Annotated in this window: 28 protein-coding genes and 1 tRNA gene; 6 read left to right on the top strand and 23 right to left on the bottom strand. The window is 62.8% G+C overall.

The genetic code is table 11. The annotated features are described in order from the left end of the window. The 4 genes from RID42_08890 to RID42_08875 form a co-directional block, all read right to left on the bottom strand. The gene (locus RID42_08890) at window positions 1-369 is read right to left on the bottom strand and encodes a DUF6152 family protein (protein MEQ8247787.1); all 369 of its coding nucleotides are present in this window, start codon (window positions 367-369) and stop codon (window positions 1-3) included. Window positions 370-567: 198 nt separating this feature from the next. After that, window positions 568-644: transfer RNA gene (locus RID42_08885), tRNA-Ile, on the bottom strand. Between the two features lie 151 nt (window positions 645-795). After that, window positions 796-1,653 (bottom strand): alpha/beta hydrolase, encoded by an 858-nt coding sequence (locus tag RID42_08880; GenBank protein ID MEQ8247786.1) that lies wholly within the window; start codon window positions 1,651-1,653, stop codon window positions 796-798. Between the two features lies 1 nt (window position 1,654). Next, window positions 1,655-2,407 (bottom strand): Asp/Glu racemase, encoded by a 753-nt coding sequence (locus tag RID42_08875; protein ID MEQ8247785.1) that lies wholly within the window; start codon window positions 2,405-2,407, stop codon window positions 1,655-1,657. 120 nt (window positions 2,408-2,527) lie between these two features. On the opposite strand from RID42_08875, the gene RID42_08870 reads away from it, so the two are divergent. Together RID42_08870 and RID42_08865 are read left to right on the top strand one after the other, a co-directional pair. Further along, entirely contained in the window at window positions 2,528-3,160 is a 633-nt protein-coding gene (locus tag RID42_08870; protein ID MEQ8247784.1) for a MarC family protein, read from the top strand. A 54-nt stretch (window positions 3,161-3,214) separates the two neighbouring features. Then, window positions 3,215-4,222, top strand: a complete 1,008-nt coding sequence (locus tag RID42_08865; GenBank protein MEQ8247783.1) for a VOC family protein — start codon at window positions 3,215-3,217, stop codon at window positions 4,220-4,222. 4 nt (window positions 4,223-4,226) lie between these two features. Here the strand turns inward: RID42_08865 and RID42_08860 are convergent, their stop codons facing one another. The 8 genes from RID42_08860 to RID42_08825 form a co-directional block, all read right to left on the bottom strand. Then, a complete protein-coding gene (locus RID42_08860; GenBank protein ID MEQ8247782.1) occupies window positions 4,227-5,084 on the bottom strand; it encodes an alpha/beta hydrolase in 858 nt (285 codons plus the stop codon). Continuing rightward, on the bottom strand, window positions 5,081-5,893 hold the full coding sequence (locus tag RID42_08855; GenBank protein MEQ8247781.1) for an enoyl-CoA hydratase: 813 nt from the start codon (window positions 5,891-5,893) through the stop codon (window positions 5,081-5,083). The genes RID42_08860 and RID42_08855 overlap by 4 nt, the downstream gene beginning before the upstream one ends. Window positions 5,894-5,957: 64 nt before the next feature. Continuing rightward, on the bottom strand, window positions 5,958-7,100 hold the full coding sequence (locus RID42_08850; protein ID MEQ8247780.1) for an FAD-binding oxidoreductase: 1,143 nt from the start codon (window positions 7,098-7,100) through the stop codon (window positions 5,958-5,960). 76 nt (window positions 7,101-7,176) lie between these two features. Further along, the gene (locus RID42_08845) at window positions 7,177-7,857 is read right to left on the bottom strand and encodes a gamma-glutamylcyclotransferase (GenBank protein MEQ8247779.1); all 681 of its coding nucleotides are present in this window, start codon (window positions 7,855-7,857) and stop codon (window positions 7,177-7,179) included. Between the two features lie 152 nt (window positions 7,858-8,009). Then, complete coding sequence (locus RID42_08840) at window positions 8,010-9,242, bottom strand: multidrug effflux MFS transporter (protein MEQ8247778.1); 1,233 nt, start codon at window positions 9,240-9,242, stop codon at window positions 8,010-8,012. A 65-nt stretch (window positions 9,243-9,307) separates the two neighbouring features. Next, window positions 9,308-10,093, bottom strand: coding sequence for an SDR family oxidoreductase (locus RID42_08835; protein MEQ8247777.1), 786 nt, complete (start codon window positions 10,091-10,093; stop codon window positions 9,308-9,310). Further along, window positions 10,093-10,800, bottom strand: coding sequence for an SDR family oxidoreductase (locus RID42_08830; GenBank protein ID MEQ8247776.1), 708 nt, complete (start codon window positions 10,798-10,800; stop codon window positions 10,093-10,095). The genes RID42_08835 and RID42_08830 overlap by 1 nt, the downstream gene beginning before the upstream one ends. A gap of 6 nt (window positions 10,801-10,806) precedes the next feature. Continuing rightward, window positions 10,807-11,007, bottom strand: coding sequence for a hypothetical protein (locus tag RID42_08825; GenBank protein MEQ8247775.1), 201 nt, complete (start codon window positions 11,005-11,007; stop codon window positions 10,807-10,809). A gap of 50 nt (window positions 11,008-11,057) precedes the next feature. Here RID42_08825 and RID42_08820 point away from each other — a divergent pair, with 50 nt between their 5' ends. Then, entirely contained in the window at window positions 11,058-11,993 is a 936-nt protein-coding gene (locus RID42_08820; protein ID MEQ8247774.1) for a GNAT family N-acetyltransferase, read from the top strand. Between the two features lie 17 nt (window positions 11,994-12,010). Further along, complete coding sequence (locus RID42_08815; protein MEQ8247773.1) at window positions 12,011-12,190, top strand: hypothetical protein; 180 nt, start codon at window positions 12,011-12,013, stop codon at window positions 12,188-12,190. Window position 12,191: 1 nt separating this feature from the next. Here RID42_08815 and RID42_08810 read toward each other — a convergent pair whose 3' ends face one another. The 3 genes from RID42_08810 to RID42_08800 all read right to left on the bottom strand — a co-directional run bounded on the left by RID42_08810 (window position 12,192) and on the right by RID42_08800 (window position 14,724). Continuing rightward, entirely contained in the window at window positions 12,192-13,328 is a 1,137-nt protein-coding gene (locus RID42_08810; protein ID MEQ8247772.1) for a PQQ-dependent sugar dehydrogenase, read from the bottom strand. Between the two features lie 131 nt (window positions 13,329-13,459). Continuing rightward, complete coding sequence (locus tag RID42_08805; protein ID MEQ8247771.1) at window positions 13,460-14,191, bottom strand: tetratricopeptide repeat protein; 732 nt, start codon at window positions 14,189-14,191, stop codon at window positions 13,460-13,462. Window positions 14,192-14,253: 62 nt separating this feature from the next. Next, window positions 14,254-14,724, bottom strand: a complete 471-nt coding sequence (locus RID42_08800; protein ID MEQ8247770.1) for an MmcB family DNA repair protein — start codon at window positions 14,722-14,724, stop codon at window positions 14,254-14,256. Between the two features lie 102 nt (window positions 14,725-14,826). Here RID42_08800 and RID42_08795 point away from each other — a divergent pair, with 102 nt between their 5' ends. After that, a complete protein-coding gene (locus RID42_08795; GenBank protein ID MEQ8247769.1) occupies window positions 14,827-15,444 on the top strand; it encodes a type II CAAX endopeptidase family protein in 618 nt (205 codons plus the stop codon). Window positions 15,445-15,533: 89 nt separating this feature from the next. Here RID42_08795 and RID42_08790 read toward each other — a convergent pair whose 3' ends face one another. The 6 genes from RID42_08790 to RID42_08765 all read right to left on the bottom strand — a co-directional run bounded on the left by RID42_08790 (window position 15,534) and on the right by RID42_08765 (window position 21,522). Next, on the bottom strand, window positions 15,534-16,394 hold the full coding sequence (locus RID42_08790) for a VOC family protein (GenBank protein MEQ8247768.1): 861 nt from the start codon (window positions 16,392-16,394) through the stop codon (window positions 15,534-15,536). 21 nt (window positions 16,395-16,415) lie between these two features. Further along, window positions 16,416-17,264 carry an alpha/beta hydrolase gene (locus RID42_08785; protein MEQ8247767.1) on the bottom strand — a complete coding sequence of 283 codons (849 nt, stop codon included), beginning with the start codon at window positions 17,262-17,264 and terminating at the stop codon, window positions 16,416-16,418. Window positions 17,265-17,285: 21 nt separating this feature from the next. Further along, window positions 17,286-18,593 (bottom strand): TRAP transporter large permease, encoded by a 1,308-nt coding sequence (locus RID42_08780; GenBank protein MEQ8247766.1) that lies wholly within the window; start codon window positions 18,591-18,593, stop codon window positions 17,286-17,288. Between the two features lie 27 nt (window positions 18,594-18,620). Further along, complete coding sequence (locus tag RID42_08775; GenBank protein MEQ8247765.1) at window positions 18,621-19,151, bottom strand: TRAP transporter small permease subunit; 531 nt, start codon at window positions 19,149-19,151, stop codon at window positions 18,621-18,623. A gap of 24 nt (window positions 19,152-19,175) precedes the next feature. Continuing rightward, a complete protein-coding gene (locus RID42_08770) occupies window positions 19,176-20,201 on the bottom strand; it encodes a TRAP transporter substrate-binding protein (GenBank protein MEQ8247764.1) in 1,026 nt (341 codons plus the stop codon). Window positions 20,202-20,322: 121 nt separating this feature from the next. Further along, on the bottom strand, window positions 20,323-21,522 hold the full coding sequence (locus RID42_08765; protein MEQ8247763.1) for an NAD(P)/FAD-dependent oxidoreductase: 1,200 nt from the start codon (window positions 21,520-21,522) through the stop codon (window positions 20,323-20,325). A gap of 366 nt (window positions 21,523-21,888) precedes the next feature. Here RID42_08765 and RID42_08760 point away from each other — a divergent pair, with 366 nt between their 5' ends. Continuing rightward, on the top strand, window positions 21,889-22,872 hold the full coding sequence (locus RID42_08760; protein MEQ8247762.1) for a glutathione S-transferase family protein: 984 nt from the start codon (window positions 21,889-21,891) through the stop codon (window positions 22,870-22,872). 7 nt (window positions 22,873-22,879) lie between these two features. Here RID42_08760 and RID42_08755 read toward each other — a convergent pair whose 3' ends face one another. Both RID42_08755 and RID42_08750 read right to left on the bottom strand, forming a co-directional pair. Beyond that, entirely contained in the window at window positions 22,880-23,791 is a 912-nt protein-coding gene (locus RID42_08755) for a hypothetical protein (GenBank protein MEQ8247761.1), read from the bottom strand. Between the two features lie 100 nt (window positions 23,792-23,891). After that, window positions 23,892-26,285: a methyl-accepting chemotaxis protein gene (locus RID42_08750; GenBank protein ID MEQ8247760.1), complete on the bottom strand. Its 2,394-nt coding sequence runs from the start codon at window positions 26,283-26,285 to the stop codon at window positions 23,892-23,894. Between the last annotated feature and the right edge of the window lie 51 nt (window positions 26,286-26,336).

The raw sequence follows: 26,336 nt of genomic DNA, 5'->3' as shown, positions 1-26,336 counted from the left end.
TCAGTCGCGTTGCGGGTAAAGCTCGTATTCTCGACCGCCGAGATAGAGCCGTTCGGCTTTCAGGCGCCTTTCGCCGGTATCGGCCGACGGCTCGCCGATGATCCGAATCTCGACACCGTCCGCCAGATCGCCGTCTTTGAGGCCGGCGCGCTCGTTGCGCCAGGGCTGTCCGACTTCAATCACCCAGACCTCGCCCTCCACGTCGACTTCCAGACGACCGTGCGGGTTTCCCAAGCGGACCGATTTGATGACGCCGGTGAGGTCGATGTTTCCGCCGGTCGTCCACGACCAACCGTGATGGGCGAGTGCGCCGCCGCCGTGCATCAGAAGACCTGCAGCTATAGCGACCGCAAGAACGAACGCTCTCATGATGAATTCTCCCTCGGAGATTTGCGTTTCATCAGAATCGCGACCAGACCGGCAGGAGGCAAGACGCGATCGCGTGACCGAAGAGAATATCCGTGGCGGGCGCTGACAAGACCCGCACCCGAGCGCCTATTGGTCGGGTTAGCCTCAAGTAAGGGCGAAACCTTCCAGTCAGGAGAGTTGCCCTCTTTTGTTCAGGACTGGTGGGCCCGGCAGGACTCGAACCTGCAACTACGCCGTTATGAGCGGCGGGTTCTAACCAATTGAACTACGGGCCCGGACGGAACCTACCGCAGCGCGGGTGCAGCGTCGACACGTTCGCAGCTGGTTGATTCGACCGAATGGCGGGACTAGGTCGGACCCCTTCGCGGCCCGGAGGGGTGCGTACCCGGACCCGTTCTCACTGCCAACCGAAGGGCTGCGCCTCGCCTATTTGCGGAGGAAGCCCAGAATCGCGGCGGCGAGTTTTTCAGGCTCGCGTTCGAGGATGTCTCGGTCGGTATTCTCGAAAGTTACGGCCTGGGCGGTCGGGACGAGGGCGACCACGGCGGCGGCCTGGCGACCGAGATGATCCTCGCCTGGGGTTGCGAGTTCGACGACGAGCGTCGGTACGGTCAACCGGGCCATAGCGGCGGCGAGGTCGAAGCCGAAATTGGCGCGGTAAACGGCATCGAACGCGGCGCGGGCTTGGATGCGGTCAAGCGCCTCGTCCTGGGTTTCCTCGAAGTGCGCGGTCGTCAGAGGATTCGCATCGACGACGCGGGGGCCCCACCAGGTTTCGGCAAGCGCCCGGTAGGTCCGCGCCCACCCCCGCAGCAGAGGCGATCCATCCGGCGCGTCGGATTCGGCGGCGAAGTACTTTTCGACGATTTCCTTGATCGCCCCGTCGCGTTTCTCCCGCTCGACCACAATGCTATGGGTCATGCCGCAACAGATGAAGTGCGAGACCAAGTCGGGCCAATTCGCGGCCAGGGCCGCGCCCACCTTGTTGCCGGTATGCAATCCAAATACAGCCGCTTTGCCCAATCCGAGAGTCTCGATCAAGTCGGCCATGCTGTCAGCCAACATGTCCATGGTGACCGCCTGAGGCAACGGATCGGAATTCCCGAAGCCTAGGGTGTCGGGTGCGATGACACGGTAGCCGTTGGCAAGCAGCGGGATCAGCTTGGCGTAGACCCGGGCCGAGCGCGGCGTTGCGTGCAGCAACAATAGCGGGGGCCCCTCTCCCGCTTCCCGGTAATGTACTTGGCCGTAACGGGTATCGGCGTAGCCGCGCCGCATCGTCATGTCAGAACCGTTCTAGCAGCGTGCCGAAGCCGCGGATCTTGTCGTCGATTCCGAGGTGCCGGAGCGCGGCCCAGTAGCTCGCGGTGTTGATCGAGAGGACAGGTTTGCCGAGGAAGAACTCGGCCTCCGCCGCTACCCGTTGGAACGGCAAATTGGTGCCGCATTGGACGATGGCATCGACATCGGCGCCGTCGAGCTCGTGGATCGCCGCGCGACTCTCGTCTTCGGTCACAGCCGCGATGTCGAGCGCCGTTTGGCAGCGGAAGTCCTTGCGCCGGATCACCTTGAAACCGGCGCTTTCCATGAACCCACAGGCTTGGTCGCCGCCTGGCTTGAGATAGGGGGTGAGCACCGAGACGCGGCACCCGGGGGCAACCAGTTTCTCCACCGCAGCCTTTAGCGCCAGGGAGGGGACCAGAACCGGACAAATGGCGGCGTGTCGGGTCAGACGCTCCTGCAAGGCGGTCGCGCCATCGAGCCCGCCCTGGAATGAATCGATCGAGTGACCCAGTAGGATGAGATCGGTCGCCGCCGGGGTAAGCCGGTCGATCACCTCCTCGGTACCGACGGCGCCAGCCTCCATTGCCTTACGGTAGGCCTCGTCGCTGTCGGTGGGCCGCGGTCGGTTGGGAATGCGCGCGGTGTGGTTGGTCACACCGGCAGGGGTGATCGCCTCGCACTCGGGTTGCACGATCGTGTTAGTGAAGGGCAGCATTAGGCCAATCTTGGCGCGGTAGCCGAGTACGTCGGTCATTGGTTTTCCCTCTTTCACGTTGTTGCATCGCGCCGCCGCAGAACGGCGGTTGGCGCCGATTACACTTTATGTCCCGCGGGGCGTATTCTGGCAGGCGCGCGCCGCGCGGGACAGAGCGCTATGATTGAGATCGCCTTCGTCGCTTTCACTACCGTTTTTGCCGCTGTCGGACCGGTCGAGGTTGCCTTGCTCCTGCCCGCGCTAACCCCGAACGCGACGGCGGCAGCGCGGCGGCGGATGGCAATCAAGGGAACCGTCGTGGCGACGGTAATCTTGCTGGTGCTCGCCGCGTTCGGCAATGCCGCGCTAGCAATCATGGGCATTACCCTTCCAGCCTTGCAAATCGCCGGCGGCATTCTGCTGCTCATTCTGGCGATCGACATGGTCTTCGCGCGGCATTCCGGGTTTACCGCCACGACCGTCGATGAGAGCAACGAGGCCGCCGCAAAGGCCGATATTTCAGTTTTTCCCCTGGCAACCCCGTTGATCGCCGGGCCGGGCGCCATGGGCGCCGTGATTCTCCTGATCGGTCGCGCCGGGCAGGAGTGGAAAGAGATCGCAGTCGTCGTCGGTGCGATCGTCGGTGTGATGCTGCTGACCCTCTTGATGCTGTTGGCGGCCAGTGGCTTACGCCGGGTTCTCGGCTTGACCGGCCTGAACGTCGTCACCCGGGTGTTCGGCGTCGCGCTTGCGGCGTTGGCCGTCCAGTTCATGGTCGACGGCATTCGGGCCTCGTCGATCTTCGGCGCCTAGCGCCCATCGGATGGGCTAAGGTCGAGCCACCGGGCCCAACAACGGGATGGAGCGATGATCACCGGCGGTTTGTTCGAGGTCGGCCACGGCATCCGCGATCCCGTCGCGGCGTTGCGCTATTGGGCGGCCTTCGGCTTTCGTGCGGGCGCGGTGGGCCGGCTCGACGCCGTGGCAGCCAAGAAACTCTACGGCGTGGCCTCGGCCCTGCGCTCGGTTCGGCTCCAGCACCTTGACGCGGACCACGGTCTGATCCGCTTGATGCACTGGGAAAGACCTGGCGGCGAAGGGCTTGGCATGGCGCCGTTTCGCACGCTGGGCGCGCGGTGGGTAACGACTTTGACCGACGACGCCTACGGCATCCTCAATCACTGTGAACTGTTGTGGCGGAGCGGTGCGCCGATTTGGATCATGGAACCGGTCTTTTCGCCGAGCCACTATCTCGGACAAGACGGCTTCGAACCGTTCGGCGGACCGGTGCCGGGTCTGCGCGAAGGTGCCTTCATCACGCCGGACGCGCGGCATGTGTTCTTGCAACGGTTCGGGTTTACCCGGCCGAACTACGGCCGCACCAATCCCGATTCGCTGTTGAAGGCAAGCCAAAATATCCACGCCGGTTTGATCATGCAGGATGACAGCGGCGCCAAACGCCGTTTCTACAGCGAGACCTTGGGTCTGACGTGCGGGCCAGAGGCTACCGTGACGCACGAAAAGGCGCTGGTCAGCCGCTCGGTCGTGGATCTCGAGCCGGGCGAGCCCCAGCGGGTTACCGACATCGACGACATCGGCCCCGCTGCCAACCCCATCGACGGGCGGTCCGGTCGCCTGAAGCTGTTTCGCTTCGATGACGCCAAATCGATTACCGACCTGCGCGAAGTGTCGCGGCCGGGCTCTCTCGGGCCGAGCCTCTATACCTGGCGGGCGCGCGACCTGCCCGCGCTCCGGGACCGTGTCGCAGCCGGCGGCGGAAATGCGGTGACCCCGATTCTCAGCGACGAGTTCGGTAGCCCGGCTTTCTCGTTCGTGGCCCCGGACGGGTATTTCTGGACGATCGTCGGCGTGTGAACCGTTAGGTGGCGGCGATCAGAGCATCCACCTCGGCCGCCATGCCCTCGGGGTTCTCCTGCGCGGGCGTGTGCTCGGCGTTCTTGAGGTGGACCACCCGGGCCTGGGGGATCAGGCCGACTAGGCGCTCCATGTGGGCTTCAGTGAAGACCGCCGAGGTCGCGCCGCGCACCAATACGGTCGGGCACGCGACCATCGGTGCCATGTCCCACACGGGATCGGCGTCCAGCGAATGGGCGATTTGGCGGGCCGGTTCGGCGGCATAACGCCACTCCCAGCGACCGTCGTCGCGCTCGCGGAAGCTGTGTGCGGCGTAGTGATCGCGCACCTCGGGCCGCCACAACTCCTGAAAGTGCATCGAGGCCTTAGCGGTTTCGAAGTCGGGAAAGTTGTGCTCTTCCTTAGTCTGCCGAATCACCTCGGCGGCGATGTGTTTGGGTACGGACATGCCGGGATCGACCACAGCAATACCGGCGACGCGGGCGGGATGATTGGCCGCAAGCCAAATGCATAGGTTGCCGCCTGTCGCGCCGCCCACGAAATAGGCGCGCATAACGCCAAGCGCATCGAGGAATGCAACGACATCGGCACCAAGTTCGGGGACGCGGTAACCATCCTTGGGATAGTCGCTGAGGCCATGACCGCGTGCATCGAGTGCAAGCACCCGGTTGGGGCGCGTCATCGCATCGACCATGTGATCCCAGTGACGGGCGTTGCTCCGCTTAGGGTGCAGGAGGATGACAGGCGGTTCGGTCCCCGGCCAATCCAAATAGTGCTGGCGAAAACCCCGGGTGTTGTCGATGAATCCCGATTTTGCCGGCCGACGGAACGCCGACGTCACTGCATCCCTCGTCGCGCTCATGCGTTCCTTCCCTTCCATACCGGTTGGCGTTTTTCAAGGAAGGCCGAGATGCCTTCCTGCGCATCCTCCGTTTGGATCGCGCGGTAGATCAGTTCGTCGACCATGGCGTAGGCCTCGGGAACATCCATCGCAAGCTGTCTGTAGAAGCTCTCCTTGCCCATGGCCACGGCACCGCTCGATTTCGACGCTATTTCGCGGGCGATTTCGAGGATGCGCTCATCGAGCGCCTCCGGCGCGACCGCTTCGTTGACCAGGCCAAAGCGGACCGCGGTGTCGGCGTCGATCATCTTGCCGGTGAGCAGCATTTGCATCGCATGCTTGGGGGCGATCGCCCGGCTCACTGCAACCTGCGGGGCGAGGCACCACAGCCCAATGTTGACGCCTGGTGTCGCGAACTTGGCCGCGGTCGAGGCGAATACTAGGTCGCAACTGGCCGCAAGCTGGCAACCCGCCGCCGTGGCCACGCCCTGGATGCGCGCAATGACCGGTTTCGGACACCGGTTGATCGCCATGACCATTTCGCTCGCGGCGATGTTCGCTTCGCGTTTCGAGGCCGGATCCTTGGCTGCGGCAATCGATTCGGTGAGGTCGTGACCCGCGCAGAAATGCTTGCCGGCGCCGGCCAGAACGATGACGCGGACCGCGTCGTCGTTGGCGAGATCGAGGAAGGCAGTGTGCAGCGCGTCGACCAGCGCGTGACTGAGGCTGTTGGCGGCGTTGGGACGGTTTAGCGTGAGGCAAACGATGCCGTCGTCCCAGGTATCGCGCAATAGAACCGGTTCGTTGATCAGTGCCGGCGCCGCTGTCATGGGATTGCCTCCCGTTCTCGTTTCGAAATATGCCGCAAGGTCAGACGATAGCAGACCCAATCGGCTATTGGCCAAAGCGTTGAGGGCGATAGGGCTCTAGGTCGGCTTGACGTTCACCCAAAACCAATTCCCGCGCGACGAGGTCGCCCAGGTGCGGCCCCAGCGTGATGCCCGAATGGGTCGCTACTACGTACACCCCCGGGGTCGCCGCGAGGGCGCCGACAATAGGGAGACCGTCTTCGGGCATCGGCCGCACGCCAATGCGGGCATGTGCCCTCGACGCAAATTCGAGGGCCGGAAACCCAGGCAGGTACTCGGAGGCCCGGTGCAGGAGGGCTGTGGTTCCGCTGAGCATCGTCGTGCCGTTCGCGCCGCCATGCTGTTCGTCGATGTCGTCAGCGCCGACGCAGACTCCACCGTCGAACGTCGGTCGCGCATGAAAACCCGCACCATCGGGAAAATAGACGACGTGCCGTAGCCACGCCCGCTCCAGGGGTGGCGTATCGACAAGGAGACCAGGGGATAGCCGTACTGGCAACGGCTGTGCCAAGCTGCGGCGCGCCCGCGCCGCAAGGGCCGGCAGGCCGGTCCCGGCCGTCAAGACGACGATCGGAGCAACGACACGGGCCGCACCGACCTCCACGCCGACGACGCTTTCGCCATCGAAAATAAATCCGGTGACGGCGCTGCCTTCGCGGACATCTCCCCCCTCCTCGCGTGTCTCGTCGGCAAGGCGGCGGACCAGACGCGGCGCATCGATCCAGCGGTCGAGCGGCGCGAGAAAGCCTTGACTACCGGTCGGAAAATCGATGTAGGGCTCGAGCGCCTGGAGAGTACTACGGTCCAGCGCTACGATGGGATATCCCCAGTTCTCCAGGTACTCGGCGCGCGCCATCACCGCCACCGGCCCACCGTCGGGCGCTCCAGGGTGACTCCAATGGATCGATCCGGTACCCGCTAGACCGACCGTCTCTTCCCCCCACATCGCGGCCAGATCGAGGTGGCGTCCGATGCCACGCCGGTTAAGCCGGTGGTAGGCCTGATCGTCGGCCTTGGCGGTCGCATTGAGCCAGGCGAAACTCGCACCCGTGGTTCCCGACGCGAGGGTACGCTCTTCCAAAAGAACGACGCGTTGTCCCAACCGGCTGACGGCATAGGCCACCGAGACGCCAAGAATGCCGCCCCCGACGACGACGACATCGGCCATTTCTCTCATCTTCGAACTGTTCCCCCAGTTGAGGCCGCAACCTCTATCGTAACACGTCCGACTTAAGCGTGGGCCGTTAGGCGTCGTGCTTGAAGGAATCTACGAGATCGAGCAACCGGTGCAGAGGGCCGTCGACGACGCCGAGCTCGTCGAGATGAACAACTGTGTTGTGGAGATAATCGCGCGCACTCCCCAAGGTGCCCTGGCCCGTCGCGAGCGCCCGTACGGAATCGCCCTCCGGCAAGCGTCCGACGTAGCGCGTGTGTTTGCGATTCGCGGTAAATGTGAGCGCACGCAAAGACTCTCCGCCGCACTTGACCCGAACCCACCGCGGTTCGTATCCGCCTGAGATCATTTCCCGTCGCCACAATATCTGCGTTTCGCTCTGCACCCAGGCGGGCTCGATCCGAAACGCAAACCCGCGGCACGAACCGCCGCGGTCGAGTGCCAGCATTAGTCCGGGCCGATCGACGCTGCCCCGGCCAACCGGCATCGACAGGCAGAAACTCCGGTGCCACCCGTGAATCGATCCCGGCACGCGTTCGGCGAAATGGAACGCCGGATTCCACATTAACGAGCCGTAACCGAAGACCCAAATATCTTGACCGGTTTGGACATCGGCCAGAACCGCAGCGCGGCTTGCCTCGCGGGTCCTGCGATCGAGTATCTCGAACCCTACCGGGAGATCCATGGAACGCTGGATTTCCGCGATGCGTTCTTCGGTGAAGTCCTCGCGTCGGAATCCCGCTTCCGCCACAGGCTCACGCTTCTTTGGGTTCCGATCTGGCATGCTTATTGGCGAGGAGTTGGTTTGTTCTGCAATTCTTAGTGGTTTCCACCCACTGTATTGCCCTCGGGCATTTGTGTCGATTCCCCGAAATTGCGGGGAATCGACGGGACTGCGGCGCCCTAGTCGGCCGACGTTGCGGCCTGGGCAGCGCGCCAGCGCACAGGGACAAGCCCGGAAATTGTGGCGAGCAACACGCCGATCATGATCGTCCAGGCCAACGGCCCGGCGCTCCCATCGGCGAACTCGCCGACCACTTGGGAAAACACCGCTCCCATGCCCATGGTTGCAAAGGCCAAGAGGCCGGACGATGTCCCCGCCAGTTTCGGGTTCAAATTGATCGCCCCGGCCTGGGCGTTCGGCATCGAAATACCTTGACCGATTCCGACAAGCGCGTTGGGGAGAAACAGAGTGAGCGGCGTAAGTCCGTAGAGCGCCAAGGCCACGACGAAAAGAACCCCGCCAGCAAGGGAAAGTAAACTTCCCATGAGCACCATGCGGTCGATCCCAATGCGCGCCGAAATACGTCCCGCCGCCAAGTTCGCGCCCATGAACGTAACGGTCAGCAACGCAAACCACAGGCTGAATTGCAACGCTGAGCGGTGCAAGACATCGACCATGAGGTAGGGGCCGGCCGCCATGAACGCGAAGAAAGTGCCCGCCGCGAACGCCGTGTGGAGAACGTAGCCGGTAAATTCCACCGATCTGAACAATTGGGTGTAGTTGCGAGCCAAATTGAACGGTGCGATCGGGACGCGGTCTTCGAAATGGGTTTCGCGCAAGATTCGAAAAGCGATAATCGTCACGATCCCGCCAACGATAAAGGCAAACCACAGAGACGCCCGCCAACCGACATTGTCGGTCAGCGCACCGCCGACAATGAGCGCGACGTAGGGTGCCGCCAGCATCGCAACCGTCAAATAGGCGATCATGGACGCCGCCTTTTCGGCACCGTAGACATCGCGAACCATGGCGCGGCTAATGACCATGCCCGAAGCGCTGCCGCCGGCCTGGATGATCCGGCCCACGATCAGGACCTCGACGCTGTTGGCCAGCGCCGCGACGACGGTTCCAATCAAGAAGAGCAGCAAACCGACCAGCAGAACCGAGCGGCGCCCGTAGCGATCCGACAGCGGACCGTAAGCCAGGTTCGACAGGGCGATGGCCGCCATCGAAAGACTGAGAGCCAGTTGCGCGACATCGATCGGTGCGGCGAGGTCGCGCGCCATGAACGGCAGCGACGGAACGAACAGTTGCATGGCCATCGGCCCAACAGACGTGGTCGCGACGAGCCCGACGATAAAGAGGCGCGAGCTGGCGAGTTGCTGGACTTGCGTGGCGGTGGGCTGGGTCATCGGTTCCGGTCGTTAGGGCGGCGCACCTTAGGGGATGGGCACACCATGGTACAGCGCGCCAGCGGTTAGTTACCGCCAGCCATGCGTCCACCATCGACAATGAACTCCATACCGGTAACGTGGCGGGCTGCGTCCGAGGCAAGGTATACCGCGGCGGCGGCGGCATCTTCCGGTTCGCCGATCCGTCCAAGCGGAGTTTTTGCCGCGATCGCTTCCTGAAACCGGCGGGCACCGTCGGGTCCGCCGTGGACGCGAGTCGCGCCGGGCGATACAACACCACCTTCGAATAGAACGCCCGGCACAATCGCGTTGACCCGAACACCGTTGCCGGCTTGGGCACAGTCGCGCGCCACGGCACGGGTCAAATGGGCGAGACTGCCCTTGGCCGCACTGTAGGCCGTGCTGTTGGCGTTGCCGACCATAGCGGTCAGCACCGTGATGTTGATAATGGCGCCGCCGTCGGTCATACGCGGGATCGCCGCTTGCATCCCCAGGAACGGGCCCTCAAGGTTCAACTGCATCAAGTAGTCGAGGTCCTGTAGGGTCAGGTCTTCGATCGGCTTAAGAACCGCATCGCCAGCGTTGTTCATCACGATGTCGAGCCGCCCGAACGTATCGACGCTGCGTTGGATCACCCGAGCCCAGTCGTCTGCGCGCGTGACATCGTGTGTTTCAAACAGCGCCTCGCCACCTGCCGCGCGCACCTGCGCAACGGTTTCTTCGCCGCGCTCGCGATTACGGCCGGTCACGACGACCCTTGCGCCCTCGCTCGCCAAGGCACGCGAGAACGCACGACCGAGCGCGCCGGTGCCACCGGTCACGATCGCAACCTTTCCCGCCAGTTTGCCCATCAACGCGCCGCTCCCGCGGCGTAACCGCCGTCAACGTAAATTTCCATGCCGGTCACGTAATCGGAGTCGTCACCGGCAAGCTGTGCCACCGCCGCCGCGACGTCGGCGGGGTCGATCGCCGGGCCAATTCTGAAGTCCGCCATCGACACCGACGATCCGGCCTCGTCGCGCGCCGGCACATTGCCGACAAGTACCGCGTTGACGATGACACGTGGTTCACGCGTGGCCCCCTCAAGCGCCGCCGACTTGGTCGCGATCCGCACACCGCCGGCAAGCGCCGAAAAGACTGCAGCGTCGGGATGGGCAATTCGCCCCAGCGAGGAGACCACATTCACAACATAGCCGCCGCCGTGACGGCGAAGGGCGGGTATGACTTCTTTCATCCCGAGCCATGCCGGGACGACATTGGCGCGGCTGAGCGCCCGCAAATCCTCGAGAGAGGTCTGTGCAAACGGTTTTGCCTGGAAACACATCTCTGCGTTGACGAGGATCGTGGGGCCGCCGAACCGTTCGGCTGCCGCAATCAACGATTGCCAAGACTCAGGCGAGGTTCCGTCGTGCGTGTGGGTTACCGCGGCGGCGACAACCGTCTGCGAGGCTGCAGCTACGACGTGAACACCCTCCGCAGCTAGGCGCGCGACGCAGGCCGCGCCCACCGGGTCGTCGGCGCCGGTTACAATTGCGACGCGGCTGTGTGCGTTCCTCATTGCCCCTCACTCGAACAAACAAAAAACACCGAAGCAAGTGCCTAGATAGTATTTGAACAGCAGAAACAGCAGCGTATCCAGCACCAACGCACCACCAATAACCGGCACCCCGACGTAGAGCAGAAAGTAATAGAGCGCCCACCCGGTCAAGCGTCGGCCCGGCAACGTATGGCCATCGATAGTTTGGGTTTTGCGCAGCACTGCCATCGATCCAACCGTAGTATATCTACACGACCGAACCCAGCAGATCGCCGGCGATGACTGAAATTGTTTGGAACGACGCATCGGAATTGGATTGGCGCAGCGCCTTGGCGCGCTGCGGTCAATCCGCCGTCGAGCAATGCTGGGGCTATGGCGAGGCCTCCGCCGCCAGCGGGTTCACGGTGGATCGCGGGATTGTCGTGCAGGACGGCGCCCCGGTGGGGATCGTCCAGGCCTTCACCAAGCGCTTTGTGGGGGTTGCCACGGTGACGCAGATTCTTCGTGGCCCGTTATGGATCGGGGACGCCCCGACCTTGGAAGCCCAGCATCCCGTCCTGATCCATCTGCGGAAGCGATTTACCGACGGCCGCCTGCACTTTGTCTACTGGCTCCCCGAACTTATGGCAGGCACGGCGACGCACGCCGCGATGCGGCGATTGCGTTTGCGCCGGGTGATGACCGGCTACCACTCCGCGTGGATCGACCTGCGGCTCACAGAATCGGCGCTCGAGGCCAAACTGTCAGGGTCGTGGCGCAACCAGCTGCGCCGCGCCGAACACGAAAAACTTTCCATCGGCGAAACCGGCGGGGGGCAAGACCTTGATGTGCTGCTCGACCGCCATGACGAGAACCGGCGCCGGCGTCGGTTCGGCGGCCCGAACGCCCAATTCATCCGGACGCTCATCGAACGAACGGGCGACCGCCGGGACGCTTTGGTGCTGACCGCCCGGAAGGCCCGCGAGCCCATCGCCGGGGTTCTGTTCCTTCGCCACGGCGCAAGTGCCACCTACTACGCGGGTTGGACCACCGCGCAGGGCCGGGATGTCCATGCGCACAATGCGCTGTTGTGGCGCGGGGCGTTGAGGCTACGCAAGACGGGAGTCGATTGGCTCGATCTCGGCGGCCTGGACACCACCAGCGCGGCCGGGATCGCGCGTTTTAAACTCGGGATGGGCGGTACGGTCTTTACTCTTGCGGGCAGCTACCTATGAGCCGGGTGGTGTTGGCTATGCTCGCCGGTTTCTTGGCGAATTTTGCGCCGACCGGCAGCGCCCTCGCCCATGGCGGATCCGCAGACCCGGTGCCAAAGGGATGCCGCATCGTTGTTGAGAAAGTGCAGATCGACGGCATCGACGTGATGGTGCGCAACTTGGTCTGCACCGAAAAGGAGGGCGCCGCGACGTCCTGAGCTATGGCGCCGTGCCGATCTTGTAGATCGTGCCGTCGAGGTCCATCACGAATAGTGTCCCGTCGCTACCTTCGCCAAACGAAGCCGGCTGGATGTCGGCACGTAAAACCTCCTGGACGACACGTTGGCCGTCGGCGCTGGTCCGCACCCCCCAAAACCGGCCCGAGCAATAGTCTGCGAATAGGTAGGTCCCGCGTAGATCGGGCATCTCTTGCCCGCGGTACACATAGCCGCCAGTCACGGAGCAACCGAGGTCGCGACCGTATTGGGCAACTGGATCGATCAGTCCGATGGCGCTGCGGCCTCGGTCGCGAAAGGCATTCGCGCCTTCCCGGATATTCCAACCATAATTGCCCCCGGCCACAATCACGTTCACTTCTTCGACTTTGTTTTGACCGACATCGGCGGCCCACAACGCCCCAGTTTCCCGGTCGAAACTGAAGCGCCACGGGTTGCGCAGACCGTAGGCATAAATCTCCGCCCGGGCATCGCGGCGCTGGCGGAAGGGATTGTCGCGGGGAATCCCGTACGGCGACCCGCCATCGACATCGATCCGCAAGATTGCGCCGAGCAGCGTCGTCAGGTTCTGCCCGTGGTCGAGCGGATCTCCGCCCGCACCGCCGTCGCCGAACCCAATATAAAGGTAGCCGTCGGGGCCAAACGCGATGTCCCCCCCGTTATGGTTCCCAAAGGGCTGGGGCACCGACAGAATCAATTGTTCGCTGTTCGAATCGATCGCCGACGTTTCGGTATTCATGGTGAACGCAGCGACCACCGATTCGAGACGGCTGTCGCCACGCCGGGTGTAGGACAAGAATACGCGTCCGTTATCGGCGAATTTTGGGTGGAACGCCAAGCCGAGAAGACCGGCTTCGTTGGGACCATCGTCGACCCGCGAGCGGATATCGAGAACGACGTCTGCCGCCGTGTCCTCCAGCCCTTCAAGCAACAGCACCCGACCGTCCTGCTCGATGACGACGTAACGCCCAGTTTCGCCGGGCACCTGTTTGAGCGCCAGAGGCCGATCGAATCGGGTGCCGCCAAAAACCGGCTCAAGCATCAGTTTTGTCTGTGCCTCGGCTGCGCCGGCGACAAGCAAACCGACCGTTAGAGAAACAAGCGAAATCGCTCTTAGCATTCGGATCAAAGCCGCTATCCCTTGTGTACCGCGAACCGACGCATCGTCGATGCTCGACCGTCCGTTCCTAGATTAGTTCACGAACTGGGGTGGGAGATACCGTCAGTGCGAACACAAAAGCGACAGACGGGCTATCTGCCGATTGGTGTGAGCGAGGGGAGTTGAGGTCCGGCCGAGGTATCTTCGGATTCGGGCTCGGGTTCGTCCGCGACAAGCGTGGAGCCGTTCCCTGTGGGTACTGCAACCAAACCGCGTGGCGCGCCCTCCAACCGGGTGCGCGGTACGGTCGAGATCGTTGCGTTTTGGGCGTCAGCACCCTGCCGGGTGGAGAGGAACTTCTCGGCCCGAGACCGGGCAAGAGCGATCTGTTCTGGGGTCAGGCGTTTGGCAATCCGGGCAATTGCCTCGATCGACAGTTTGTTGGCGGCCTGGAGGTCCTGGTAACTCATGGCGCGGCCAATCAACCCCCGGTTGGCGATGGCGGCATCTTCTCCCTGGATGGCAGCCAGACTGTACCAACTGTAGGCGCGAACGTAGTCGCGGGGCGCGCCCTGGCCCTGGGTGTACATGATACCAATATTGTTGGCGGCGTTGGCGTGCCCTTGCTCGGCGGCAGCGGTGTAAAAATCGAAGGCCCGCCGATAATCCCGCAGCACACCCAGGCCTTTTTGGTAGATGAAGCCCAAGGCATTTTGCGAGTCCGCGTCGCCGCTGGCGGCAAGGCGTGCCCAGATGTCACGGGCGCGGTCGTACTGCCCAGCCTCAGCGGCCACCCGGCCATCGTCGAAGGTCGAGGTGGCTTGCGCGAGGGCACCGCCGGCGCCGAGAAGCAGCACAGCAAGCAAACTTAGTCGTTTGATCATGCCCAACACTTGCAGATTACAACCCGGTTGTTCAACGCCCGTACAGCATGGAACGCGGATAGTTAAGCGATTGTTACCGGTGCGCGGCGCCCAACCGCCTCATCTACGACCCCCTGGAGGCGGCGGGCCGCGACCAACCCAAACCGCAGTGTCAGCATTTTGCGACGGGCCGCCGGCAGTTTGGCGCGCGGCGCGTCGCGCAAGACCTCGCCGCCATAGGCATCGCACACTATCAATCCTTGGTCGGGCGGCAGTATCTCCGCTGGAAAACTGCCCGCCACGGCGAAGAACAACGCATCGCACCAGTCCAGATATTCCGACCATTTCAAATCCGCGCGGAAGTCCGCGACCGACGACTTGACCTCGACCACAACGATCTCGCCGCCCCGATTGAGCGCAACGATATCAGCCCGGCGCCCGGTGCGGAATTGGAACTCGGTCAGGGAGTCGTACCCTAAGTCGTAGAGTACGCGCCGGGCGCCTCGGGTAATGCCTGCGGCACCGGGGCCGTTTGAAACGGGATCGTCGGTCATGGAACCGGCAATTGTGGCGAGACCGCTTTACTGTGGCAACCGGTTTGCCGATCCTACCCCGGCATCGATCGCGCCGTCCTCCTTCCCACGCACCGAGGTCCAATGCGGCCTGCCGTTCCCCTTGGCTTGTTCGTCGCCCTGATCGCGCCGTTTTTTCTCAACGACATCGGCTTCATGCTGGCGGGGAGCGCGCCTCAATGGTTGGCGGTCGACTACGTCAGCAAGGCTATCGCCGTCGCGGCCGTCATCTTGGTGCCGACCTTGCGCCGTGCCGTCGCCAGCGGTTCGCGCTGGCCGGCAAACGGGTGGTTCACGGCTGCCGGCATCGCCTTGGTCACCGCCGCATGCGTCGCCGGAATCGCGTCGCTAGATTGGCTCGGTTGGGACGAGGCGACCGCGCTCCAAACCTTCTACCCGATCGCGCAATCGTGGCTTCTCGTGTTCGACCTCGCAATCGGATTGACCCTAACCGCCATCGCCGAGGAGATCGTCTTTCGACGGTTGTTCATTGACACCTTTGCGACGCGCCTTGCGCCGCTCGGGCTTTACGTCGTGTCGGCAACGCTCTTCGCGGCAATCCATTGGTCAAACGGTGCCGGTACGATTGCCGGCGCTTTTCTTGCCGGTCTGTTGTTGATGTGGCTGACCCGGCGGACCGGGAGCGTGTTGCCCGCCGTGGCGGCGCACTACTGCATCAACTTGATTCTGTTCTGGCCCTAACGCGGTATCGATCCCGACGCGATCGCTAGGTCCAGCCTTCGGTACAAAACAATCCGACGCTGGCTATAAGGAACCGGTCGCCGCTGGCGCTAAAGCGCCTCCAGGGCGATCAAGGTCCCGCTGGCTCGAACGAACGGGACTCGGACCGTCGTCCAATCGAGTGTGGCAGGCACGCCCAGTACGCGGGCCGCAGCAACCGGATCGCGCACCCCAATCACTACCGCTGCGGCCCCTCTCTCGGGAAGACTATCTGCGTCAGCGCCGGGAAACCGAGCGGCTATCGCGGCACGCGGGCAGAATACAAGTGCGGCCAGGTGAGCCCCGGTGGGGACACGGTAGGTGTCGGGGGTGCCCACACCCTCGACCGTGCCCCCGATCAACTCGGCCATCTGATCTGCGTCGACACGGGGCGACGGCGTGGCGATGACGACCTGCCGGAGTTGCACCGCCGTGTTGGGATGGTCCTTGAGTTCCGGGCGCCATACAGCGTCGGGAGTCTGGTGCTCGCAGACAAACAGGCGGACGCCGCCCGGCGCGGCAGCGACGGGCCAGCGCGCGATCCGGAAGTTGGCGTCGACTTCACCGCCGCCAGGGATCGGCACGGGACGACCGAACGCGAAGGGCCCGCTCGCCTCGATGCCTGCGGCACGGAGTTCGTCGGCGGCGGCCCCGGCATCGTCGGTGGCCAACGCAATGCGCTCGATCCCGTCGCCGCGACGGTCGAGGAACGCGCGGCTTGGCGCGTTCGACGGCGTGTCGCGGAGGATACCGAGGAGTTCGATATAGTCGTTCTCGAACACCACCGTATGGTTGGCAGCGCCGACATGGGCGCTATGGATACCGCGCGGAGAGACGGTAAAACCGAGCGCAGCCCAATCGGCTGTAGCTCGGTCGAGGTCGTCCACCATGATCACGACGTGGTCGAGGCCGCCGACGTGGCTAAAGGTCATGCGCCGCGACCGAAGATCCGGTTAGGCGATTGCGGCCAGGAACGGATCGATGGCGGCTAGGGCCTGTGCTTCGGTGAGCATGGGGCAATGGCCCCGCCCCGGCACGATCGCCGTCTTGAGGTCGGGTTTGCGCCGAGCCATTTCTTCAAGTGTCTCCTGATCGAGGATGTCAGAGACATCGCCCCGGATGGCAAGCACCGGAATCGGCTTCATGTTGTCGAAGAAATGCCAGTAGTCGGGCAACCTTTTGCGTTCGCGAAAGACCCGGCCGTACATCGGGTCCATATTCGCCTTAACTTTGCCATCGGAATCTTGGGCGTAGATGCGGTGGACGCGCAGGAGCCATTCCGCGTCGGTAAAGGCGAAGCCCTTTTCGGCCCTTTCCTTTTGCGCTTTGGCCGCCTCTTCGAACGAGTCGAAGGTCATGGGCTTACCCATGTTGTCGTGGAGCCGCTTGCGGCCGGCTTCTCCAATAACCGGCCCAACGTCGTTCATCACCGCCCCGGCCAGCAATTCGGGGCGATGCCCGGCGATATGCATCGTGACGATCCCACCGAGCGACGTGCCGACGGTAACGATCTTAGGAAGGCCGAGCGATCCGAGAAACTCAATCACGTCGTCGCGGTCGACGTTGTAATGGTAGTGCTGCCAGTCCGGGTCGCGATCGGAGCGCCCGTGGCCGCGCCAATCCATCGTTAGGACCCGGCGGGTCTGGGCGATGTGGGGCGCAAGGTCGTCATAAACCTTAGAGTTGCCGCCGGTTCCAGACAGGCATAGGACCGGCGTTTTACCGGCAGGGCCGTCGTAGTCGCGGTAGTAGAGGTTCAATCCGTCGCGCGTGCGAAATGTCTTCTCGGCAAACCCGACCATCGTTACCGGTCCTCCACCGTCCTATAAATAGCCCCACACCGTCGGCAACCACAGCGCCAGAGCTGGAAAAGCCGTGACGAGCGCCAAGCGCACGAGATCGGCCGCCACGAACGGCGTAATCCCCTTGAAGATCGTTCGGAGCGGGATGTGCTTGGCCATGCCGTGCATGATGAACACATTCATCCCGATCGGCGGCGTAATCATGCCGATTTCCATCACGATGACCATGATGACCCCCCACCAGATTGGGTCGAAACCGAGGCTGATGATGAGCGGAAAGACGAAGGGGAGTGTAATGACCATCGCGGCGATGGTGTCGAAGATGCTACCTAGGATGATGAACATCACAAATAGCAATAGAAGGATCATGTATTTCGACAGGCCGGACTCTTCAATCGTCCCCACGATGAATTCGGGTAGCCCCGAAAGAGTCATGAAGAACGAGAAGATGTGCGCGCCGATAATGATCACATAGATCATGCCGGTTGTCGCCGCCGCCTCGAGCAGGGTTTCGAAGAACGACTGCCAATTGACCTTGCCGCGCATCACCGCAAACACGAAGGCGACCGAAACGCCGACCGCCGCAGATTCGGCGGGCGTGAAGATCCCGGTATAGAGGCCCCCCGACACGATCGCTGCGAGGGTGACGACGCCCCAGGCCCCTTTTAGGACTTGCAGGCGTTCGGACCACGGTACCTTCGGCCCCGCAGGGCCGGCAGCCGGGTTGATCATCACAATGATGCGGATCGCGACAAAGTAGATCAGGATCGACAGAACGCCGGGGATCAGGGCGGCGGCGAACAACGCGATGATGAACTGCTCGGTCAGAATCCCGTAAATGATCATGACGATCGACGGCGGGATCAGCATGCCCAGCGTTCCGCCCGCCGCGATGCTGCCGGTCGACAACGTAATCGAGTAGCCGCGCTCCGTCATTTCTGGCAACGCGATCCGCGTCATCGTAGCCGTGGTCGCGACCGACGAGCCGCTGACCGAACCGAATCCGCCACAGGCGCCCACCGTCGCTAGGGCGAGGCCACCCCGCATATGGCCGAGGAAGGCGTATGCTAATCGATACAAATCTTGCGCAAGGCCGCTGAGATTCGCGAACGCCCCCATCAAGATGAAGATTGCGACAACGGCGAGTCCTTCACTGGACACCACCTCGCGTCCCTCGGCGCCAAAGAGGCCGACGGCCGGGCCGAACCCAATCAAGTAGCCGATGGTGACAAAGCCCGTGAGCCCCATTGAAACGCCAATCGGCACGTGCAACCCGATAAGCACGAACAGCATGACGAGGCCGAGAACACCGATCAGGAGTGTTGACATGGTGGAGCTATCTTTTGTTTGAAGGGCTTAGTGACCGCCATGAGGCGGATCGATATCCTGTCGGCGGGCTGCACCAAGCACGTTCTTGTAAATCATCCAGCTTTGCACCGGCAGACAAAGAACCAGCAGTGCGGTTGCGATCCACCACCAGAATGCGACCGGTATCTTCTCCGTCGGGGTGACCCGATTGTGAACCTGGAGATCGACCCCGAGTACGGTGAACTGCCAGGCGAGGAAAAAGAAGAAGATTAGCGTGAGAACGGCACCGAATAGTTCTAACAGCCTGTTCCACTGAGGCCCAAGCGCCGCACCGAGAAAGCCGATACTCACGTTGCGACGATACAGGAGCACCGCTGGAAAAACGGAGCAAATGATGATTGGGAACGCAATGCGCCCCCAATCGCCAAACCCTGGAATACTGGGCAAAATTAGCCAGCGCATGATGGCGTCGAACATGGTCAGGAACGAGATCACGACCAAGGCGACGAAACCTACAGAGGCAAGAAGACGGCAAAGCCTATCTATCCACCTCTGTAGGTTCTGAAGCGTTTCGCTCATAGGTGAACCCCTAAAGGGCCTTGCCTACGACCCAGCCCGCATTTCCTTGAGCAGTTTCTGAGCTGCATCGAACGCCTTGCGGTTGCCCGGGGTCTGATCGGCCCATTCCTCCCAGATCTTCCTCGCATCCGCTTCGTAGGCCGCCATTTCGGCGTCCGTGAAGGTCACCATCGTGTGCTTTCCTTCTGCGGCGATTTCCTTGCGGATATCGACACCGGCTTTTGCGTAGGCCGCGCCGGAATCGCGCGCGATGTGGAGACCGCCGTTGTCCTGGAGCGCTTTCTTTTCAGCGTCGCTGAGGTTCTCCCACGTCTTCTTGTTCATCAGGAGCAGGAAGCCCAGGGTACCGACCGGTACGTCGACGGTGTAGGACACTAGCGGGAAGGTCTTGAAGGTCTTCATGCCCGACCAACCTTGGATCGCACCAGTGAGTGTGCCGCGGTTGAGCTTTTCATTCATCTCCGTCGAACCGGCGGCTTCGGGGACGGCGCCGAGAGATTTCAGCCAGGTGGCCTGGGTTTGCCCGACGCTACGGATTTTCTTGTTCTTCAAATCGGCGAGCGTCTTGACCGGATCACGCGAGAAAATCGACGCGGGCTCGCCGGAGAAGAAACCAACCAAGTGGGTGTCCTCGAACCCCGAGAACAGGCCCATTTCGTAGAGCTTCCAACCGACAACCGACGCCTCCTCGGCCGAGCGGAAGAAGAACGGCAGTTCGACAATTTCCATCTCCGGGAATTGACCCGGCGTGTTGGCCGGCAAGACCCATGCGATGTCGGCGACACCGACCTTGACGAGGTCATACTGCTGGAACGGACTCTTGCCGAGCGTCCCGCCCCAATAGGCTTTGATCGTCGTATCCGATCCGATTTCCTGAAGCGCTTTGGATGCACGCTCAATCCACGGGGCAATCACGAAACGGCTGCCAAAGCCCTGTTCCGAGACGAACGAGCCGACTTTAATTTCGCTGGCGGCGGCGACGGAAACGGCGCCGAGGGCGACGGTGCCAGCCACAACGGCAGCCAGACAGGTTTTTGCGATATGACGCATCAGGGTATCCCTTTCATTATCCTCCCAGAACGAGGGGCCATCCTATGGGTCTAGACGAGATTGGCAAGCGCGACGGTAAGATCCGGACATTTGGGTCCAGGCAGGCGATGCCTGCGCTGTTCTAGTCGATCGTCTCGGCGAAGCGGACGGCGTTGATCATCGACGAGTTCATTAGCCAGTCTTTCATCAAGGCGTCGTCGGCGGTGACGCGTTGCATGTCCTGCATGATCGCGCGGCGTTTTTGCGGGTCGCGTTCGCGCATCCGATGGTGATTAGCGTCCGACATCGTGTGCACATAATCGGTCGCAATCAGTTTGCGCTGACGGGTATAGCGGTCGAAGACCGCCATGTCGGCTCGGCCATGCCACACGGCGTGGATCTTTTCCGAAAGGTTCATCGCGTCGTGGACACCGCAGTTGAGACCCAAACCACCGTTGGGCGTGTTGAGGTGGGCCGCGTCGCCGGCGAGAAACACCCGACCGACGTTAAACCGTTCGGTTACCCGCATGTGGGTGCGGTAGCTGCCACGGGCGAGAATTTCGTAGCGCTGGTCGCGCGGCACGATCCGTTGAAAGTGCGCGTTGATGTTTTCGTCGGAAAGCGCGTCTTCCGGCGTTTGGTCCGGTCGCGGTGTGATGCCCGAACGCCAGCGGTCCGGCACCCGCAGCAGTGAAAAGTTGCCGGTCTCGGTCCACACATAACTGACGTTCGACAACCCCTCGTAGTGCTTTTCGAAGGGAAAGTCGGTGATCGCGACCATTGTGAAGATCGGATAGGTCTTGCCGTCGAAGCCGAGCCCGAGTTGGTCGCGCACGTTGGACCGGCCGCCGTCGGCACCGATCAAAAACCGGCCCTTGAGGGTTTCTTCCTCGCCGTTGCCAACGACGGTCAGCGTCACACCGTTGTCGTCCTGGGCGACCCCGACCGCTTCGACGCCCCAGCGAAGATCGACGTTGTCCCGGCTCGCCACGACCTCGGCAAGGTGACGCACGACGTGGAATTGCTCGCACTGGACGCGGTAGGGATGGCCGGTCTCGCCCGCCAGGACCGACAGATCGAAGACGGCCCGCTCGCCGGTGTCCTGGAAACGGTATTGCCAGGACGGACACACCGCGCCCTTTTTCAAAATGACATCGGTGACGCCGAGTTCTTCGAGCATGTCCAGGGTCGCGGGATGCCAGGTTGAGGCGCGTAGATCGGTCGGAATTTCTGCCGCCTTGTCGACAATCGTCACCGGGATATCCATCAGCGAAAGGCGATAGGCGCAGATCAGGCCAATCGGCCCAGCCCCGACAATGAGGACGCGGTCGGCCGCGCTCATGCCGCAAGACCCGCCGAAACAAAGCCAACGCCCGCAGTTTGCCTAAGGTTCTTGGCTTGGGCTGGGTGCGGCGCGCCGATGCCTTCCGCGCCGCTGTATCTGAATGCTTTTTGCCGAAACAAAGCGAACTCCCGCAGTTTCCTTGGTTTTCTATAACACGCCCCGGGGTTCGCACGGTCCACCGACGGGACGGCCCTCTCTTAAATGAACGCCGCCTAGTTTAGCCTAAGGGCGCCGCAGATTGGCGTCACGTTTTGTGTCCCCGACGCAAAGACCGAATTGTGTCCCCGACGCGGCGGCGCGAACCTAGGCCAACTCGAAGCGCTCGAATCCTTGCTAAGGTCGCCGCTCAACGCGGAGGAACCGATGGGCAAATTGATCGCCGGACAATGGACGGACGAGGACCGGCAACCGACGGGTAGCGACGGGAGTTTCCAGCGTCCGGATTCGGTGTTGCGCAACTGGGTGACGGCCGACGGCGCGCCCGGACCGAGCGGCGACGGCGGCTTTGCGGCAGCGGCGGGCCGGTACCACTTGTATGTCGCGATCAACTGCCCGTGGGCACATCGCACCATGATCATGCGCAAGCTGAAAAAGCTGGAGGACGTGGTGTCGATGTCGGTTGTCCGTCCGGGCCGCGGATCGCAAGGCTGGACCTTCGCGCCGGCGGAGGGATACGCCGACGATCTGTTCGGCAAGGCCCACCTGCACGAGATCTACACGCTGTCCCATCCCGACTATACTGGGCGGGTGACCGTCCCGGTTCTGTTCGACACTGAACGCGGCGTGATCGTCAGCAACGAATCCTCGGAGATCATCCGGATGCTGAACAGCGCCTTCGACGCCTGGGCCGATACATCGCACGACTATTATCCGCACAACCTGCGTCCGGTCATCGACGACTGGAACGCGCGCACCTATGCGAACCTGAACAACGGCGTTTACCGCGCCGGTTTTGCGCGCACCCAAAGCGCCTATGAGCAGGCCTACGACGATGTCTTCGAAATCCTGGATGCGCTGGATATGCACCTAGCGGCGAACCGCTATATCGCCGGAGCCACGCTCACCGAAGCCGACATTCGGGTGTTGCCCACACTGGTCAGGTTCGATGTGGCCTACTACGGGGCCTTTCGGTGCAACAAGCGGATGATTCGCGACTATCCGAACCTTTCTGGCTATGTGCGCGAACTTTACCAGATCCCGGGCGTTGCCGAGACCGTCGACACCGGCATCTATAAAGCCGGCTACTACTCGATGAGCGCGGAACGCAATCCGACAGGTATCGTGCCCAAGGGGCCGATCGTCGATTTCGGCGCGCCCCACGGGCGCGACGGACTCGAAGCAGCCTGATGCCGTTTCAACCGGTCGTATCGACCATTTCGTAAAGTTCGCCACCGGCACCGCGCACGGTGAGCGCACCCGCACCGAGGTAAGGCCATGCTGCGTCGCCCGTATACGTCGGGCCCAATGCGTCGGCTGCGAGCGCCGGGTCCGCCGCCCGGGCGATCGAAACAATCGCAATGCCGGGCGGCAATTCGCCGTTGGTGCAGGGCCGCGGCGTCGCCGTGGGTTGCATACCGTCGACCTGGATCACGCAGCGGCCATCGAGTTGCACGGTCGACATCGGCAGCGGTTTGCCGAGATCCTCCAAACCGTAGCCGGCACCGACGAAGTTGATGCCGCGGGTCCGTTCGCTGGTCTTGGCCACCCCGAAGCGCGCCGCAAAGTCGGCATGGGTCGCCGCGAAGTCAGGCACACCCAGCACCATGATGAAAATGCGGTCGATATCGCTCTGGGGCTGTGGCAGTTCGTGTAGTGGGCTTGCGCCCTTGGGCACGTTGGTGAGGTAAAGCGCTTCGCCGTCGGGGCCCACGACCTGCATCGCCTTGATCTCGGGTGACGACGTGAGCGGGTGCGGTTCGCCGATAATCGTGAAGTCGCTTCCCTTCATGCGTTCATGCATGGCATCGGTGTCGCGCAACAGGATTTCAATGGCGGCCCAACCAAAATGGGCGAGCGGCCTGAAGGCGGGAGGCCGGGTACCCTGGACCAATCTGATCCACCCCGGTTCGCCGCTCGCCGGACGCAGCAAATGGTAGGGCCGATCCGCCATTGCGGGCGCGCCCCAGGCCGCTGCTTGGGCACCGGCTACCCGACCCGTCCCTGCGGTTTCGTAACCGACGGTTTTGGTGTAGCGCGCCACCGCGGCCGGCAAATCGGTAACCGTGACGGTTGCCGCTAGGATCGGCCCCATGCCAAATCGGCTCATGTCGTCCCCCTCCGTGAAGTGGAGGGGGAGTTTAGATCGGGCGGTTCCGCCGTGTCGCGGGCGACATCGGGATCATCCGGCCCGCGGGCAGCAACGCGATCTAGAACTCCGCCCAGTCGTCGTGGCTATCGTCGGCGATGGCCGCCCGTGCCGGGGCCGCGGGCTTTGGCTTCGCGGCCGGTTTCGCCGCGGGCTTTTGGCTAGGCTTCGCCGCGGGCGCGGCCGGCGACTTGGGTAGCGCCGCTTTCTTGGGCGGCGCAGCCAAGGCCTTTTGCGGCGCCGCCGCAGCCTGGTTGACCTTGAAGAACGAAATCAGTTGCACAAGCTGAGACGCTTCGCCTGCAAGCGAGCGCGCGGCGGCGGTGTTTTCTTCGACCATGGCCGCATTCTGCTGCGTCATTTCGTCCATCTGCCCGATCGCTGAATTCACTTCGACCAAGCCGGTGGCCTGTTCGCTGCTCGCCTGGGCGATTTCGGTGACGATCGCGGAGACCTTTTGGACGCCCTCGATGATCCCGGCGAGCGCATCGCCAGTTTGATTGACGAGGCGAACACCCGAGGTGACTTGGTTGTTGCTCTTGTCGATGAGCGCCTTGATTTCCTTGGCCGCTTCACTGGAGCGTTGCGCCAGGGACCGCACTTCGGACGCGACCACGGCAAAGCCCTTGCCGGCATCGCCGGCCCGGGCCGCCTCGACGGCGGCGTTGAGCGCGAGCAGATTGGTCTGGAAAGCGATGTCGTCGATGACGTTGACGATCTCGCCGATTTCCTTCGAGGAGGTTTCGATCGCGCTCATGGCCGTCACCGCCTCGCGCACGATTTCGCCGCCCGATTCCGCTCCGCCGCGCGTATCGCCCACCAATTTCGTCGATGCACTGGCGTTCTCGGCGTTCTTCTGGACGGTCGAGGTCATCTCCTCCATCGCCGCCGCGGTTTCCTCGATATTGGCGGCTTGCTGTTCGGTCCGGCCGGCCAAATCGTCGGTGCCTTGGGAGATTTCACCGGCGGCATTGCCGATCTGATCCGCCGCGGCGCGGATGTCGCCGACGATTTCGCTAAGGCGGTCGGCCGTCGCGTTGAAGTCTTCCTTAAGTTTGGCGTAATCGCCCGGGAAGTCCGCTGCAATCCGGTGGGTCAGATCGCCGCGCACGAGCGACGCGAGGCCCGCGGCAAGATTGGAGACGACCGCCTCCTGTTCAGCTTGGCGCGCCGCCCGTGCCGCTTCATCGCGGGCGCGCGCGTCCTCGACCTCGCTTTGGAGGCGGGCGTTTTCGATCGCGTTGTCCTTGAACACCTGGACCGCCTTCGCCATCGCGCCGTATTCGTCGCGCCGATCGGTTTCGGGAACTTCGACCTGATGGTCGCCGCCCGCGAGGACGCCCATCGCCCCGGTCAGCCGGACCGCCGGTCGGGCGAACCGCGAACCGATGAACCAGCCAGCCACGAGGATGACCAGCGCGGCGATGATCTGAAGAATGATCATGAGGCGGCGGGTCGAATCGATGGCCGGATAGGCTTCGCTCACCGGTGCGCGCACCAAGGCGGTCCAACCGGTGCCCGGATAATCGTAAGCCCCGTGGGTATGGGCAAAACCGGCGACCTGATCGATCTGCTTGCGCGCGTGCGTGACGACCATCGCCCCGCTTTCGCCGCGAACGCCAGCCTGGGCTGCAGAGACGCCCGCAGTCGCCAAGTTGAGCTTACCGATCACATCGCGGTTGCGCGTGTAGTCGCGAGATCCGCTGGTCGAAGGATCGTAATCGACAATGACGACCCCGTCGGGGTCCAACAACGTTAGTTCCGCGCCCTCGAACCCGCGCTCAGCGAGCGAGGCGTACTGTTGCTTGGCGATGTCCTCGACCAAGCCCCAGTCGGCGAAGTTCGCCCAATAGCCAAGATGCCGACCCTTCGGGTCGATCACGCGCGTGGCGAAGATCATCGAGTATCCGTCGCCGCCATAAACGCGCGCGACCTCTTCGTGGTACGCCGGCTGCTCGACAACCGTTCCCGTCAGACCGTTGGTGCCTTCAAGGTAGTTACCGGCCTTAGCGTTTTGGAACCAAGGGGTCTGCGAATAATTCTTGCCATAGAGAAACTCGACATCGAGCGGCTCGCCGCGAAGATTCTTGGAGTTGGCGGCAATGACCTTCCCGTCGAGGTCGACCATGATCATCAGCTGGTAAATCCCGTAGAGCGCCGTGTAATCGTTCATCGCGGCGACAAGCGGATTGTCGTCGGTATGGTAGCTCCAGTTCTCTTCGAGATGGGCGGCTTCGTTTTTGGTGAAGGCTTGAACGTCGCCGTAGCGTTCGAACAGGTTGCGGTCGATCACATCGATGAAGTTCTCGGCGTAGATCGAGAACCCTTCCTCGACGGAGGATCGAAAGGCTTTATCGATCGCGGTCGATTCGAAGAAAACAAAAAGTGCAGGGACTACGCCGAACAAGAACAGCATGGCGATCAGTTTGTTGCGGATCGAATCGAACGCTTTCATCGGTAACTCCTCGGCTTGAGCCGCGCCGTCTCCGGCTTTTCCTCACGGGCC

The sequence above is a fragment of the Alphaproteobacteria bacterium genome (genome assembly GCA_040216735.1).
Classification (GTDB): domain Bacteria; phylum Pseudomonadota; class Alphaproteobacteria; order SHVP01; family SHVP01; genus CALJDF01.
This window is presented reverse-complemented; position numbering and strand designations above follow the sequence as displayed.